The following is a 14,138-nucleotide window of genomic DNA, read 5'->3' as shown; positions in this document are numbered from 1 at the left end:
GTTCCCCTCCGTGTCTCAGAAGTTGCCCAGGCCGCCGCAGACGTTCAGCGCCTGGGAGGTGATGGAGGCGGCCGTGTCGGACGCCAGATAGCCGACCAGGCCCGCGACCTCGTCCGGCGTCGAGTACCGGCCGAGCGGGATCTTCGCCTGGAACTTCTGGAGAATGGCGTCCTCGCTGGTGTCGTACGCGGAGGCGTAGCCCTGGCGCACACGCTGCGCCATCGGCGTCTCGACATAGCCGGGGCAGACCGCGTTGACGGTGATGCCGGTGGGCGCCAGCTCGTTGCCGAGCGCCTTGGTGAGGCCGACCACGCCGTGCTTGGAAGCCGAGTACGGGGCGCCGAGCACCACGCCCTGCTTGCCCGCGGTGGAGGCGATGTTGATGATCCGCCCGCGGTCCTTGTCGCGCATGCCGCCCGCGGTGAGCACCTCGCGCGTCATCAGGAAGACGCTGTTGAGGTTGGTGTTGATGACGTCGAACCAGAGTTCGTCGGTGATGTCGGCGGTGACTCCGCCGCCGGAGCGGCCCGCGTTGTTGACGAGTACGTCGATCGTGCCGAAGCGCTCGACGGCCTGGCGCACGAACCGCTTGACGTCGTCCGCGGAGCGGACGTCGCAGGGGGTGCCGTCCACCTCCAGCCCGTCATCGAGGAGTTCCTTGACCGTACGGGTCACGCTGTCCTCGGTACGGGCGCAGAGGAACACCCGGTGGCCCTGTTCGGCCAGCAGCCTGGTCACCGCCAGGCCGATGCCGCTGGTCGCGCCCGTGACGAGGGCGACCTTCGGGTTCTGCTGCGTCATGTCTGTCTCCTGGAGAAGGGATGGGAGGCGTGGAGAGGCGAAGCGGGAGAGAGGCGTGGGGAGAGGGCGCGGGGAGAAAGGCGCGCCGCCGGTTCCCGCCGGAGGCATCGACGGTGACCGGCGGGAACCGGCGGCGCGGTCCGGGGCCGGGCTCAGCCGATCTCGGCGGGCTCCAGCAGGGCGTTGACCGCCTCGATCAGCTCGCGCGGCGTCCTGGCGTCGGTCAGCGCGTCGTCGTCCAGGGTGATGCCGAACTCGCGCTCGATGCGCCCGCCGGTCTCCAGCATCGCCAGGGACTCGTAGCCCAGCGACTCGAAGTCGGTGTCGGCGATGTCCCCGTCGAGGTCGGCGGCTTCGTCCGCGCCGGCCCCGTCGCGCAGGATGCGCCTGAGGTCGTCGAGGGTGAACTCGTGGGAGGGCATGGGTGAGTGTCCTTTCGTCGCTTGGGTGGGGAGTCGGGTCACGCCGGTCCTCCGCGAGCCGGGTGACCGGCGCCGCTCGCCGGAGGGCAGGGCCCTACGCGGCGGCGCGCACCACGACCGCGGAGTTGAAACCGCCGTGGCCGCGGGCGATGACCAGGGCGGAGCGCACGGCGGCGGTCCGTTCCTGGCCGACGACCAGGTCGAGGCCGTGCTCGGGAGCGGGGGAGACGCCGATGGACGGCGGGATCACGCCGTCGCGCATCGCGAGGAACGCGGCGGCGAGGTCCAGGGGAGCCGCTCCCGAGTAGAGCCGCCCGGTCATCGTCTTGGGCGCCGTCACCGGCACCGCCCTGGCCCCGAACACCTCGGTGATCGCCGCCGCCTCGATCCGGTCCAGCTCGGGGATCGCGGCCGCGTCGGCGAACACCACGTCGATGTCGCGGGGCGTGCACCCGGCGTCGGCCAGGGCCAGTTCGACGGCCTTGCGCAGACCCGCCGGACGCCCGCTGCCCGGCCGGGGGTCGAGTGTGGAGCCGTATCCGGCGATCTCGCCGTAGATCTGCTTCGCGCCCCGGGCCCGGGCCTGCTCCAGTTCCTCCAGGACCAGCAGGGCGCCGCCCTCGCCGGCCACGTGGCCGCTCGCCGCGGCGTCGAAGGGCAGGTAGGCCCGTTCCGGGTCGTCGCTCGTGCTCAGCCGGTTGCTCGCCATCTGGGCGACCCAGCCCCAGGGGCAGATCGAGGCGTCGACGGCGCCCGACATCACCAGCCGGGTGCCCTTGCGGATCTGCCGCCGCGCCTGGGCGACCGCGTCGAGCCCGCCCGCCTGGTCGCTGACGACCACGCCGCTCGGACCGCGCATACCGTTGCGGATGGAGATCTGGCCGCTGTTGACGGCGTAGAACCAGGCGAACGACTGGTAGGCGCTGACGTAGCGGCTGCCCTGGCTCCACAGGGCCTGCAACTCCCGCTGGCCGAACTCGAAGCCGCCCGACGAGCTGGCCGTGATCACGCCCATCTCGAATTCGGGCAGCTCCCCGGGGCGCACCGCGGCGTCCTCGAACGCCCAGTCGGCGGCCACCAGGGCGAGCTGGGTCATCCGGTCGGTCTGCGGCAGCAACCGGCCCGGCAGATGCTCCGCCGCGTGGAACCCCTCTATCTCACCGGCCAGTTGGCTCGGATACTGGTCGGGGACGAAGCGTGAGATCCGGCCGATGCCGCTGCTCCCCTTGCGGGTCGCCGTCCAATAGGCCTCAGTACCCAGGCCGTTGGGCGCGACCACGCCCAGCCCGGTGACGGCGACCCGGACGCCGGAGGCGCTCATGCGGTCCTCCGATCGGGACGGGCGAGCACCATGGCGCTCTGGAAGCCGCCGAAGCCGCTGCCCACGGACAGCACGGCGTCGGTCCTCCAGTCCCGCGCGGTGAGCGGCACGTAGTCGAGATCGCACTCGGGGTCGGGCGTGTGCAGGTTGGCGGTGGGCGGCACGACGTTGTTCTCCATCGCCAGCGCGCTCGCCGCGATCTCGATCGAGCCGATGGCGCCCAGCGAGTGCCCGACCATCGACTTGATGGAGCTGACCGGCACGGCGTACGCGTGCTCGCCGAGACTGCGCTTGAACGCGGCGGTCTCGTGCCGGTCGTTCTGCTTGGTGCCCGAACCGTGCGCGTTGACGTAGTCGACCGCCTGCGGGGCGAGCCTCGCCTCGTCCAGGGCGACCCGGATCGCCTCGGCCATCTCGCGCCCGTCAGGGCGCAGACCCGTCATGTGGAAGGCGTTGCTGCGCGTGGCGTACCCGGCTATCTCCGCGTACACATGGGCGCCGCGCCGTCGCGCGCTGTCCAGTTCCTCCAGTACGAACACGGCCGAACCCTCGCCCAGCACGAACCCGTTGCGGGTTCCGTCGAACGGGCGGGAGGCGTGCTGCGGGTCGTCGTTGTGCGATGTGGTGGCCTTGATCGCGTCGAAGCAGGCCACGGTGATGGGCGAGATCGGGGCGTCGGCCGCGCCGGCCACCATGACGTCGGCCGATCCCTCGCGGATCAGCTCGGCGGCGTAGCCCACCGCGTCGAGGCCGGAGGTGCAGCCGGTGGAGACCACCGTGGCCGGGCCCTCGGCGCCCACCGCCCAGGCCACCTCGGCGGCGAAGGAGCTGGGTACCAGGTAGTTGTAGAGGTGCGGGACCGCGTACTCGTGGTCGACGAGTTCGAGCCGTCCGCCGTCGCTGACGGTCCGGTACTCCTCGTCGAGCCCCATCGTCGCGCCGACCGCGCTGCCGATGGTCACGCCGGTGCGGTGCGGGTCGAGGGATTCGAAGTCGAGTCCGCTGTCCGTCACCGCCTCCCGCGCGGTGACCACCGCGAACTGCGCGGCCCGGTCCATCCGCCGCACCTCCTGGGCACCGAGCCCCAGCAGCTCGGTGTCGAAGTCGACCTCGGCGGCGACCTGCGAGCGGAACGGGGAGGGGTCGAAGGAGCTGATGCGCCGGGTCGCCGTGCGCCCGTCGGACAGCAGGCTCCAGAAGTTCTTGGCGCCCACGCCGCCGGGCGCGGTGACGCCGATGCCGGTGATCACGACCCGTCGGCCGTACGGCCCACTCACAGCGCGGTCCAGTGGTAGAAGCGCTGCGCCATGGCATCGGCGGGGGAGCGCCAGGTGGCCGGGTCGTAGGCGGTGATGAAGGGCTTGAGGTCCTCGCTGATCCCGACGAACCGCGGGTCCTCCTTGGCCGCTTCGATCCGCTCGCCGCCGTCCTCGGAGTCGAAGTCCTGGAGGTGGAAGTAGAGGCCCCGGTACGTGAAGAGCTGCCGGCGCCGGGTGCCCATTCTCTGTGGCATGTCCGTGCCGTCGAACTCGCCGAAGAGGTGGGCGACCTCCTCGGCCGAACGGGGTTCCATCCGGGCCACGATCAATGTGCTGTGCATGAGTGTCTCCTTGTCAGGACTGCGGGCTGCCGGACGGGCCGAACCAGCGCTCCAGCGCCATGGGCAGGTCGTGATGGCTGCCTGGTGCGGCCCAGGCCACATGCCCGTCGGGACGCACCAGCACCGCCGACGTGCCGGCGAGCGGACCGCCGGCCGCCACGCCGTGCGGTTCCGCGGTCACGATGTCCACCCGGCCCGACCACCCGGCCGCACGGTCGCGGAGGACGGCGCTGTCCTCTAGGTCGAGCAGCAGGCCCCGCCCCGCGCGCAGCAGTTCGGTACTGCTGGTCTTGCCCCGGTCGCCGACCAGCTCCAGGTGCGGCATCCGCAGACCGAGGAGCGGGTGGTGGCCCCGGCCGACGTCGTAGCGGATCTCCAGGCCGCTCACCATGCCGGCGAGATGGCGGCTGACCTCCTCGTACCGGATCAGTTCCGCCAGCACGTCGCGCAGCGGCTGGACCTCGTCGCCGCTGAGGAAGAGCAGGCCCTGCGCCTTGGTGTTCATCATCAGCCGCTCGCCCACCGCGTGCCGTTCACCGTGGTAGGTGTCCAGCAGCTCCTCGGGGGCGGTGCCGCGGATCACGGCGGCCAGCTTCCAGCCGAGGTTCACGGCGTCCTGGATGCCGGTGTTCATGCCCTGGCCGCCGGCCGGCAGGTGGATGTGCGCGGCGTCCCCGGCGAGCAGCACCCGGCCCCGCCGGTACTCGGTGGCGAGCCGCGTCGCGTCGCCGAAAGCGCTGACCCACTCGTGCTCGGCGTGCGAGATGTCGATGCCGGTGATCCGCTGCCAGGCCGCAGCCACCTCCGCGTACGCGGGCGGCTCGGTGCGCCGGCGGGGCGGAGCGCCGCGCTCGCAGACGATGATGCGGGTGACGCCGCGGTCGCCGAGCGGACCGCACATGACCATGCCGCCGGTGTACGTCTCGCCGATCAGCCGTGGTGCCAGGTCCACGCCCTTGATGTCCGCCAGGAACATCTCCATGGTCGCCGCGGTGCCAGGGAAGTCGAAACCGGAGGCCTTGCGCACGGTGCTGCGGCCGCCGTCGCACCCCACCAGGTAGGAGGCCGTCAGCCGGCTCTCCTCGCCTCCGGGACCGCGCACCTCGGCCTCGACGTGGTCGCCGTGGTCGTGCAGGGCGACCAGTTCGTGGCCGCGCCGGAGGTCGGTGCCCAGTTCGAGCACCCAGCTCTCCAGCATCGTCTCGGTGTCCGACTGGGGCACGGTCTTGGCCGCCTGGTGAATGCTGTCGAGGATGCCGAAGTCGACCGGCAGACCGCCGAAGTGGCCGGCGTTGCTGGTGCCCATGTCGCCGAGGCGGTGCAGCAGTCCGCGCTGGTCGAAGACCTCCATCGTCCGGGTCGTGAAGCCCAGCCCGCGGGATTCGCCGGTGCGCTCCTGAAGCCGGTCCAGCACGATGACGTCGACTCCCGCAAGCCGTAGTTCCCCGGCGAGCATGAGTCCGGTGGGACCTGCGCCGGCGACGATGACGGAAGCGTCCATGGATGTGTCCTCCGGGGCTTCGGAATGGTCGATACGACGAAGCGGCGCACCGGAATGAGACATCGGTGCGCCGCTTGATGCTTTTCCGCGGTGGCTGTGTGCGGCGACTGGGCGCCGGGTGAATCGACACAGTGCTGCGGAAGCTAATGAAGAGCTTCTTCGGAATCCCCGCGGATGTCAACACCCTTTTTCCAGTGCAACGACACGTTTGAGTCAGGGAATTGTCAAGCGTGCTTTTCCGGGTACTGCGAGGCGCAACGAAAAAGCTCCACCAGGGGGCGGTTCACCCCTGGTGGAGCCGTTCACGGATGCCGTCGGCGCCGGTCTGTCTCAGGCGCGGGCACCGAGTGACGCGTGGACGTCCTGCTCGTGGTAGTAAGTGCGGCCGCTGACCGCGCGGCGACGCCAACGGGCCTCGCTGGCGTGGCGGTAGACGCTGCCCGGCGCGGTGCCCCACAGCGCGGCGATGTCCCGGGCGGTCATCCAGCGCACGGCCGGCTCGGCGCGCTCCGCGCCGGGCCGGCCGGCCCGGCTCAGCCACTCCCGCCCGGACCAGCGGTGTGCCGGCTCGATGTCGCAGCCGACCTCGACCGCGGGGTCGGCGCCGCCGGGCCGGACCGCCGCGGTCAGGGCACCCGCGCAGTCCGGCACGACGCACTCGCCGACCGGGACCCGGCGCCGCGGCGCCGGGTCGATGACCCGGGCGGCGCGGCGGGCGCACCGTGCCACCTCGTCGGACAGCTCACCGGCGGCCTCGTGCTCGAGGAGCCAGGCCGAGTGCCGCAGCAGGAAGTCCGTGATCTGGCCCGGGGTGTCGAGCGGGGCGTCGACGCCCCGCTCCTGGACCACCAGCGCACCCCAGGACCGCAGGGTCCCGACGATCCCCGAACGGGCCTCGGCGGCCGCCGTGTTGAAGGGCAGACCGGATGCCGTGCCGCCGCCGGAGGTGCGGTCGCGCGGTTGGTCGACGCCGGTCAGCAGCTGTCCGCACTCGTCGTGCAGGCGCGGGAGCCGCCTCAGGTCATGGGTGAGACGGAGCCGGCAGGTCGGGCAGAGCCGGCTGCCGGCGACGGCCAGCTCCCGGGCGCGCCCGCCGGTTTCGAGGCGCCGGCACGCGGCGCCGTCGCACTCCGTCGGTTGCGAGGCCGTCGTACGGGCGGTCTGTGTGGTGTCCGCGAATTTGTAAGTCATTTCCCCCACCGCTTCGAAGTGGGGCGAATCTATTTCCGTAATTGGTGAACGGACAAGCAAAGGCCCGCTCCATGTAATTTCTCTGTAGCGGGTCTTCGGTTTTCTGCACCGACCTGTCCTGGCGATGTCCTCAGATCGAGAGGCGCGCCGCGATGCCGTCGAGGACGGAGTCCAGACCGGCCTCGAACTGCCACTGCTGATCGTCCTTGCGCCGGGCCTCGCCGATGTAGCGCGCGTACATCGGGAAACGGCCGGTGCTCATGAGCCAGGCCATTTGCGAGGCCAGCCCCGCGCGGGCCTCCTCCCTGGTGGACCAGCCTCGCACGCGCAGCATCTGCGTCAGCCCGACCTCCGTGTCCACAGCGCCGTGCACGTAGGAGGTGAGGGTGTTGTACACCGCCATGGCGGTGTCCGCGTCGAGGCCGAGGCCGTCGAGCACGGCCAGGACGGCCTCGGGCACGGCCAGCTGGTTCGGGGTCGGCGCGCACCACGTCGCCCGCGTCACCCACGAGTGGCGCAGCAGGACCTCTCTGATCCGCAGGGCGACGGACCGCATGGTCGCGCGCCAGCCCTCCGTGCCGTCGGGCAGCTCCAGCTCCGCGTACACGAAGTCGACCATCAGCTCGAGGAGTTCGTCCTTGCCGGTCACGTAGCGGTACGCGGCCATGGGGGCGACGCCGAGTTCGGTGGCCAGGCGGCGCATGGTGACCGCGTCGAGTCCCTCCGCGTCGGCGACGCCGACGGCGACCTTGGCGATCCGCAGGGGAGTGAGGGTGGTGCGCGGGGCTGGCGTCGGCCGTTCGAGGCGCTCCCACACGGAGGCGTGGTCCTTGTCCTCGGTCGCTGCTGGTCTCTCCTGGGCGGCCATCGCTTCGGTTCCTTCCGACGAACGGTGCTGTGTACAGCGTATCAGTAGTGGACAACGTACACTCGGCTGTGTACGTTGTACTAGAAAGATACGGCGTACACACCACGAGGAGTCCTCCATGGCCGACGAGACTGACGACACCCTCCGGACCGCGGTGATCATCGGCAGCACCCGGGACGGACGGTTCGGTCCGGTCGTCGCGGACTGGATCGCCGGACACATCGCCCAGCGCGAGGACATGGAAGCCGACCTGATCGACCTCGTCGAGACGCCTCTGCCCACCGTCTTCCCGGCGTTCGGACAGCCCCCCAGCGACGAGATCGTGGCCCAGCTCGGCGCCGTGTCACCGCGCCTGGACCGCGCCGACGCCTTCGTGATCGTCACCCCCGAGTACAACCACAGCTTCCCCGCGCCGCTGAAGAACGCCGTCGACTGGCACAACGAGCAGTGGCACGCCAAGCCGGTCGGGTTCGTCTCCTACGGCGGACTCGCGGGCGGCCTGCGAGCCGTCGAACAGCTCCGGGTCGTGCTCGCGGAGCTGCACGCGGTCACGATCCGCAACACCGTCAGCTTCCACAACTACTCCGAGGTCTTCGGCCCCGACGGGAAGCCGACCGACCCCGGCTGCGACGTCGCGGCCAAGGCGATGCTCGACCAGCTCACCTGGTGGGGCCAGTCCCTGCGAGAGGCCCGGCGCGTCCGCCCGTATGCCGTCTGACATCCCGCCACTCGTGCCCTGGGGGCAGCGATGAACGACCGCCCTACCGACACTGCCTCGCCCGACCGGCCCGGTCTGCCCCGGCTGGGCGTCTTCGGACTGATGCTCGGCATCTTCCTGGCGACGCTCGACGGACAGATCGTCAGCACCGCGCTCCCCACGATCGTCGGCGACCTCGGCGGCCTCGACCACTTCTCGTGGTCGGTGACGGCGTATCTGCTCACCATGGCCGCGTCCACTCCCATCTGGGGCAAGCTGGGGGACCTGTACGGCCGCAAGGGCGCCTGCATGAACTCCGTGGCGCTCTTCCTGGTCGGGACGGTGTTGTGCGGCCTGGCGCAGAGCATGGGACAGCTCATCGCGTTCCGTGGCCTCCAGGGCCTCGGCGCCGGTGGTCTGATGGTCGGCGCGCTCTCGGTCATCGGCGCGGTGGTGCCCGCGCAGGACCGCGGCCGCATCCAGTCGACGGTGGGCGTCATGATGCCCGTCGCGTTCGTCGGCGGCCCCCTGCTCGGCGGGTTCATCACCGACTACATGAGCTGGCGCTGGGCGTTCTACGTCAACGTGCCCATCGGCCTCGTCGCGCTGCTGGCCATCGCCAAGGGTGTACGGCTGCCCGCCGGCCGCGCCACGGGGCGGATCGACTACCTCGGCACGGCCCTGCTCACCACCGGCATCCTGGCCATCACCCTGCTCGCCGGCTGGGCGGGCACCACGTACGCCTGGACGTCCTGGCAGATCGCCGGACTCGCCGTGGTCGTCGTGCTGAGCCTGGCCTGGTTCGTCCGGGTGGAGCTGCGCACGGCCGAACCGATCACCCCGCCCCGGCTCTTCGCCCGCCGTGACTTCACCCTTGCCCAGGTCCTCAGCTTCCTGGCCGGCGCCGTCCTCTTCTCCGTCGTCAACTACCTCCCGCAGTACATGCAGTTCGTCCAGGGCTCCTCGTCCACGGCCAGCGGCCTGCTCATCCTGCCCCTGATGCTCGGCATGCTGACGGCCCAGCTGATCATCGGGCGGCTCATGGACGGCGGCGGTCTGGACCGTGCCGTGCCACTCACCGGCGGCGCCGTCACCTTCGCCGGGGCGCTGCTCCTGCTCCTGCTCGGCACGGACACCCCGCTCGTCGAGGCCTCCGCGCTCACCCTGGTCATCGGGGTGGGAGTCGGAGCCCTGATGCAGAGCACCATGGTCACCACCATGAACAACGCGACCCCGCGGGACATGGGCGCGGCCACGGGCACGGTCACCCTGGTGCGCACCATCGGCGGCTCCCTAGGGGTCGCCGTGCTCGGCGCCGTGCAGAGCAGCCGCATGAGCGACGAGCTGGCCCAGCGCCTCGGCTCCGGCGCGGAGAAGCGGCTGACCGCGGGCGGCGGACTGACCCCGGCGCTGCTGAAGGACATGCCGACCGCGATGCGCGACGCCGTCGAGGCCGCCGTCAGCACTGGTCTGCACGGCGTCCTGGTCGGCGCGGCGGTCCTGTCCGCGATCGCGTTCGGCACGGCGTGGTTCGTCCGCGCGACGCCGACCCCGGTTACCGCCGGGACGCCGGCCTCCGTGACGCCGACCGCCGAGGCCGGCGTCGGCGCCGGGAAGGACTCCACCCGGACTCCTCCCGGGGACTGAACGCGGCCCCGAGAGGGGTCGGATCCGCACCCACCCAAGCTGCCGACCGCACGGTCCGATTCCCCCGTCGCCGTGCGGTCGGCCCTCATCGAAGGCGAACACCATGCCCAAGAATTCCGTCGAACGTGTCAGGGACATCCTGGTGCGTCCGTTCTCCCTGGGGGGCCTCACGCTGCCCAACCGCGTCGTGATGGCCCCGATGACGCGCGAGTTCTCCCCCGGCGGCGTTCCGGGCGACGACGTGGCGCGGTACTACGCCCGTCGGGCGGCCGCCGGCGTCGGCCTGATCATCACCGAGGGCACTTACGTCGGCCACGACTCGGCCGGCAGCAGCGCCCGGGTTCCGCACTTCTACGGCGACCAGGCGCTCGCCGGCTGGTCGGCCGTGGCCGAGGCCGTCCACCAGGCGGGTGGCCGGATCATGCCGCAGCTGTGGCACGTCGGCATGGACCGCGTCGCGGGCAATCCGCCGGTCCCCAATGCCCCGCGGATCGGTCCCTCGGGCATCGCCCTGGACGGCACGAAGTCGGGCCGGGAGATGACCCAGGCGGACATCGACAACGTGGTCGCGGCCTTCGCCACGGCCGCGGCGTCGGCCGAGGCACTGGGCTTCGACGGCGTCGAGATCCACGGAGCCCACGGCTACCTGATCGACCAGTTCCTCTGGGCCCACACCAACCGGCGCACCGACGCGTACGGCGGCGACATCGTCGGTCGCACCCGTTTCGCCGCCCAGGTCGTGGCCGCCTGCCGGGAGAGCGTCTCGGGCGACTTCCCGATCTCCTTCCGGCTCTCGCAGTGGAAACTGAACCACTACCAGGCGCGGGTCGCCGAGTCACCGCAGGAACTGCAGACCATGCTCGGCCTGCTCACCGACGCGGGTGCCGACGCCTTCCACTGCTCCACCCGCCGATTCCACCTCCCGGAGTTCGAGGGTTCCGACCTCAACCTGGCGGGCTGGGCGAAGAAGCTCTCCGGCAAACCGGCCATCAGCGTCGGCTCGGTGGGCCTCAGCAACGAGTTCCTCCAGGTGTTCCAGGGCGAGCAGGCCACGGTCACGGACATCGGCGAGCTGCTCGACCGCATGGAGCGCGAGGAGTTCGACCTCGTGGCGGTCGGCCGGGCCCTGCTCGGGGATCCCGAGTGGCTGGAGAAGGTCCTCGCCGGACGCCTCGACGAGCTCACCCCCTTCCACGCGGGCCTCGTCGGCAGCCTCCACTGAGCCGCACGGCCGCCCGCCCGACCGCGTGCCGATGATCCCGTCGCTCCGGACGATCCCGTCGCTCCGGACGTCCTCCGGGGCGACGGGGCGCGGGAGGCGGAGAGGTGTGTACGCAAGTGCGGTGCCACCGCGCTTGTATGCCTTCCCGGGAGACCGCTTCTACGTCCCCAGCCTGAAATGCTCAGTAGAGTCCCGAGCACAGCGACGAAGGGGAGCACTGTGGCCAAGGTCAACATCAGTCTCGATGCCGAGCTGGTGGTAGAGGTGATGGTGCTGGCCGGGGTCGGATCGCCGCAGGACGCCATTGAAGTGGTTGTGCGGGACTACATCGCTCGTGGCCATCGCACGGAGGAACGCACCGAGCTCAGGGACCAGGGTCTGCGCCAGGTCGAGGTCAAGCCGCCGGATCCGCAGGGCTGATCATTCGGTTACGGCTCGGACGCTCACGGCGCACAACACCCGGGCCGCTCCGGGCCGCGCGCACGGCGCCGGTGTCCCGGACGCCGAACCGCGCGCTGTCGCCGTCACCGCCCGGTCGGGCCCGCGTGGCTCCGTTCGAACACCATCCGGCGCAGGCCGCGTTCGCCGGTCGAGCCGACATGAAGCGATCAGCGATGGGCACTTACGTCGTGGGCTCCCCGGCTCCAGTACTGGGCGAGGGCTCCCTCTCTGTACGGGGCGGGGCTGACGCTGAGTTCACCGGCGAACGGGCGGTCCAGCACGAAGACCAGGAGCAGGCTGAAGCCGACGAGCCCTGCGACCGAGGCGACGAAGAGGATCTGAACCCTCAGTTTGCGCATGCCATAGAGGAACGTGAGGGGGACCAGGACGAGTGCGCCGCCGAAGGCCAAGGCCTGGAGCAGCGGCGGGAGTTCCTGGCGCGCCATGGTGATGCGGGCGCGGCGCTGGGAGGCGACGTCGTTCAGATGGGTGACGGCCTCCTGATAGAAGACCTGCTCGCTCTGGCTCTTCGGGTCGTAGTCCTGGAGTGCCTGGAAAGCGGCTCGGAGGTGGGTTTCCGTGGCCCCGTAGCTGGGGTTCCCCGCGCGCATCCGGGGCCACTGGTCCTCGACGACAGTGTGGACGTAGCCGCTCATCGTGGCGTCGAGACGAGCACGCACCTGCGGCGGGAACGCGGCTGCGTCACGGGTGATGAGCGCTGCGTCGGTGGCCTCGGAAGCGACGATGGTCTGGGTGTCCTCCAACTGCGTCCAGAGGGTGACGATGACGAAGGCGAGGATGATCCCGTAGATCGCGCCGAACATGCCGAGTGTCACCCCGACCATCTCGTTGTGCTCGCCACGGGCCACCGACGGGTACCTGCGGCGCAACAGCACACTGCCGGCGACAGCGAGGAGGACAGTCCCGCCGACGGTGAAGACGGCCAGAGTGAAGGTGCTGAAGTGGTTGAGCAGCCAGAGCGAGATATGCGCGGAGTCTAGAGCGGACACAACGGCCTCAACGCACGGTGTTGATGAGCCGCTACGGGTGTGGCCAGGAAGTTCACACCACCGAGTGAGAGATCGACTCCGCGCGACGCGGTGGGCGCTTGAGCGTCACCCGGTCGTCCGGCGGAAGCGGAGCGGTCGGCCGCGTACCGGGCCGGTCGGCCGCGTACCGGGCCGGTGGGCCCGGCAGGGCGAAGGGCCGACTGTCGACACTACGCAGTCGGCAGTCGGTCGTACATCCGGAACGTGTAGGTCGCGTCGTAGGTCATCAGATTTCCGCTCGGCGCCGGCAGTCCCAGTCGCCGGTTGAGCGGCACGGTCAGGGGACCGCATTCCTCGGCTGCGGGGGCGGTGAAGGCGTCGTCGTAGGCCGAGAACTTGATCACTGGCGGATCCTGTGAGACCCACTCCGAGGGCCCCGACCGCTTGAGCTGGAAGTCGACCGGCGCGCTCGCTCCGATGGCACAACGGTGCGACAGCAGCGGGCTCAACAGTCTGAGGCGAAGACTGAACTGCCCGGTATAGAAGTCGGACCGGCCACCGTACTCCGGCTTGATCGCCAGCCGAAGGAGTCGCGAGTCATCATCGGCCGAAGTGCCGGTGAGCCCGCCCGGAAGGGCGGTGGGGGTGCTGTGCATCGCACCCCACACCTGCGCCTTCGTTCCGTCCGGCATCGGCCCCTCGGCGTGCGTCATGGTGATCGGGGCGAGAGCCACAGTGACCTTCCCCATCGTCAACTGTGGTGCCGCACTGTGGACTTCGCACCGCCAGCGCGCGGGATCGGCCCCGGCCGGAAGAGCGGGGCAGTCGCTGAAGTCGGTTGCCTGAGTCGTGGTCGAAAGGGGCTCCGAGTGCGCGGAGCTCGGTGTGTACGCCCCTGCCAGCCCCGTCAGTGCGGTGGCACCGGCGAGAGTGAGCGCGGCGCGGCGGGCGAGGGACGGACGGCGGCCATCGGTGGTCGTGTTCAACATGACCACAGAGTGCTGGCCATGGCAGGGCAACCGCTATCGGTGACGACCCCGACTCGACCCTGAGCGGTCCCTGACGACTTGTCAGGGAAGCTGTGTGGTCGTGCCTGCGGGGCGATCGGCGCGTCTGCAGGGGGCACGGCAACTCGGCGGCGTGTCTGGCGCCGTTGCGCAATGCCCCCTCCTTCGAGCCTCCTGCCGTCACACAGCCAGGTCCGGAGGTGCCGCTGAGAACTCCTGTCGGTGAGCTGGCGGGTCCGGCCCCCAAGTCGACATGAAGCGTAAAGAATCTTCACAAGGAGAACAAAGGAATCACCCACTCTGGAACACATCTCAACTCACATGAGTCAAAAGCGGACTGCGTGGGGGCGCTTGACGATCAATTAGTGATGGACCGCGCACTTACCGGCCTTCAGAATGCACAGCGGCGCGGACCCACCGAGGGACCGCCA

At 70.5% G+C, this 14,138-nt stretch carries 14 protein-coding genes; 4 read left to right on the top strand and 10 right to left on the bottom strand.

What is annotated here, in order from left to right; translation table 11 throughout:
- Window positions 1-15 precede the first annotated feature (15 nt).
- From fabG to ACFYW8_RS38120, 8 genes are all read right to left on the bottom strand, one after another.
- On the bottom strand, window positions 16-801 hold the full coding sequence (gene fabG / locus ACFYW8_RS38155) for a 3-oxoacyl-ACP reductase FabG (protein WP_389089724.1): 786 nt from the start codon (window positions 799-801) through the stop codon (window positions 16-18).
- 152 nt (window positions 802-953) lie between these two features.
- A complete protein-coding gene (locus ACFYW8_RS38150; RefSeq protein ID WP_389089721.1) occupies window positions 954-1,223 on the bottom strand; it encodes an acyl carrier protein in 270 nt (89 codons plus the stop codon).
- A gap of 94 nt (window positions 1,224-1,317) precedes the next feature.
- A complete protein-coding gene (locus tag ACFYW8_RS38145; RefSeq protein WP_389089718.1) occupies window positions 1,318-2,544 on the bottom strand; it encodes a ketosynthase chain-length factor in 1,227 nt (408 codons plus the stop codon).
- Window positions 2,541-3,821, bottom strand: coding sequence for a beta-ketoacyl-[acyl-carrier-protein] synthase family protein (locus ACFYW8_RS38140; RefSeq protein WP_389089715.1), 1,281 nt, complete (start codon window positions 3,819-3,821; stop codon window positions 2,541-2,543). The genes ACFYW8_RS38145 and ACFYW8_RS38140 overlap by 4 nt, the downstream gene beginning before the upstream one ends.
- Window positions 3,818-4,144 (bottom strand): TcmI family type II polyketide cyclase, encoded by a 327-nt coding sequence (locus ACFYW8_RS38135; protein ID WP_365882166.1) that lies wholly within the window; start codon window positions 4,142-4,144, stop codon window positions 3,818-3,820. Before ACFYW8_RS38135 ends, ACFYW8_RS38140 begins: the two co-directional genes overlap by 4 nt.
- A 13-nt stretch (window positions 4,145-4,157) precedes the next feature.
- The gene (locus ACFYW8_RS38130; protein ID WP_365882164.1) at window positions 4,158-5,645 is read right to left on the bottom strand and encodes an FAD-dependent monooxygenase; all 1,488 of its coding nucleotides are present in this window, start codon (window positions 5,643-5,645) and stop codon (window positions 4,158-4,160) included.
- Window positions 5,646-5,975: 330 nt separating this feature from the next.
- Complete coding sequence (locus ACFYW8_RS38125; protein WP_389089710.1) at window positions 5,976-6,836, bottom strand: hypothetical protein; 861 nt, start codon at window positions 6,834-6,836, stop codon at window positions 5,976-5,978.
- A 130-nt stretch (window positions 6,837-6,966) separates the two neighbouring features.
- Window positions 6,967-7,704, bottom strand: a complete 738-nt coding sequence (locus ACFYW8_RS38120) for a TetR/AcrR family transcriptional regulator (protein WP_389089707.1) — start codon at window positions 7,702-7,704, stop codon at window positions 6,967-6,969.
- 118 nt (window positions 7,705-7,822) lie between these two features.
- Between ACFYW8_RS38120 and ACFYW8_RS38115 the strand changes: the two genes are divergently transcribed.
- The 4 genes from ACFYW8_RS38115 (at window position 7,823) to ACFYW8_RS38100 (ending at window position 11,690) form a co-directional block, all read left to right on the top strand.
- Window positions 7,823-8,422 carry an NADPH-dependent FMN reductase gene (locus ACFYW8_RS38115; protein ID WP_389089705.1) on the top strand — a complete coding sequence of 200 codons (600 nt, stop codon included), beginning with the start codon at window positions 7,823-7,825 and terminating at the stop codon, window positions 8,420-8,422.
- Window positions 8,423-8,452: 30 nt separating this feature from the next.
- Window positions 8,453-10,048 carry an MDR family MFS transporter gene (locus ACFYW8_RS38110; RefSeq protein ID WP_389089702.1) on the top strand — a complete coding sequence of 532 codons (1,596 nt, stop codon included), beginning with the start codon at window positions 8,453-8,455 and terminating at the stop codon, window positions 10,046-10,048.
- Window positions 10,049-10,151: 103 nt separating this feature from the next.
- Window positions 10,152-11,270: an NADH:flavin oxidoreductase gene (locus ACFYW8_RS38105; RefSeq protein WP_365882154.1), complete on the top strand. Its 1,119-nt coding sequence runs from the start codon at window positions 10,152-10,154 to the stop codon at window positions 11,268-11,270.
- Window positions 11,271-11,489: 219 nt separating this feature from the next.
- Window positions 11,490-11,690, top strand: coding sequence for a type II toxin-antitoxin system VapB family antitoxin (locus tag ACFYW8_RS38100; RefSeq protein WP_365882151.1), 201 nt, complete (start codon window positions 11,490-11,492; stop codon window positions 11,688-11,690).
- A 188-nt stretch (window positions 11,691-11,878) separates the two neighbouring features.
- On the opposite strand, the gene ACFYW8_RS38095 is transcribed toward ACFYW8_RS38100, so the two are convergent.
- Together ACFYW8_RS38095 and ACFYW8_RS38090 are read right to left on the bottom strand one after the other, a co-directional pair.
- Window positions 11,879-12,697 carry a DUF4239 domain-containing protein gene (locus ACFYW8_RS38095; RefSeq protein ID WP_389089770.1) on the bottom strand — a complete coding sequence of 273 codons (819 nt, stop codon included), beginning with the start codon at window positions 12,695-12,697 and terminating at the stop codon, window positions 11,879-11,881.
- Window positions 12,698-12,930: 233 nt separating this feature from the next.
- Entirely contained in the window at window positions 12,931-13,689 is a 759-nt protein-coding gene (locus tag ACFYW8_RS38090; RefSeq protein ID WP_389089697.1) for a hypothetical protein, read from the bottom strand.
- Window positions 13,690-14,138 lie beyond the last annotated feature (449 nt).

The organism is Streptomyces sp. NPDC002742, from assembly GCF_042888885.1.
Lineage (GTDB): Bacteria > Actinomycetota > Actinomycetes > Streptomycetales > Streptomycetaceae > Streptomyces.
Note: the sequence above shows the minus strand (reverse complement) of the source record. Positions and strands in the feature narration are given on the sequence as shown.

Coding starts and splice junctions, on each gene's coding strand:
- fabG (WP_389089724.1), bottom strand. CDS start 801: ATGACGCAGCAGAACCCGAAGGTCGCCCTCGTCACGGGCGCGACCAGC.
- ACFYW8_RS38150 (WP_389089721.1), bottom strand. CDS start 1,223: ATGCCCTCCCACGAGTTCACCCTCGACGACCTCAGGCGCATCCTGCGC.
- ACFYW8_RS38145 (WP_389089718.1), bottom strand. CDS start 2,544: ATGAGCGCCTCCGGCGTCCGGGTCGCCGTCACCGGGCTGGGCGTGGTC.
- ACFYW8_RS38135 (WP_365882166.1), bottom strand. CDS start 4,144: ATGCACAGCACATTGATCGTGGCCCGGATGGAACCCCGTTCGGCCGAG.
- ACFYW8_RS38130 (WP_365882164.1), bottom strand. CDS start 5,645: ATGGACGCTTCCGTCATCGTCGCCGGCGCAGGTCCCACCGGACTCATG.
- ACFYW8_RS38125 (WP_389089710.1), bottom strand. CDS start 6,836: ATGACTTACAAATTCGCGGACACCACACAGACCGCCCGTACGACGGCC.
- ACFYW8_RS38120 (WP_389089707.1), bottom strand. CDS start 7,704: ATGGCCGCCCAGGAGAGACCAGCAGCGACCGAGGACAAGGACCACGCC.
- ACFYW8_RS38115 (WP_389089705.1), top strand. CDS start 7,823: ATGGCCGACGAGACTGACGACACCCTCCGGACCGCGGTGATCATCGGC.
- ACFYW8_RS38110 (WP_389089702.1), top strand. CDS start 8,453: ATGAACGACCGCCCTACCGACACTGCCTCGCCCGACCGGCCCGGTCTG.
- ACFYW8_RS38105 (WP_365882154.1), top strand. CDS start 10,152: ATGCCCAAGAATTCCGTCGAACGTGTCAGGGACATCCTGGTGCGTCCG.
- ACFYW8_RS38090 (WP_389089697.1), bottom strand. CDS start 13,689: ATGTTGAACACGACCACCGATGGCCGCCGTCCGTCCCTCGCCCGCCGC.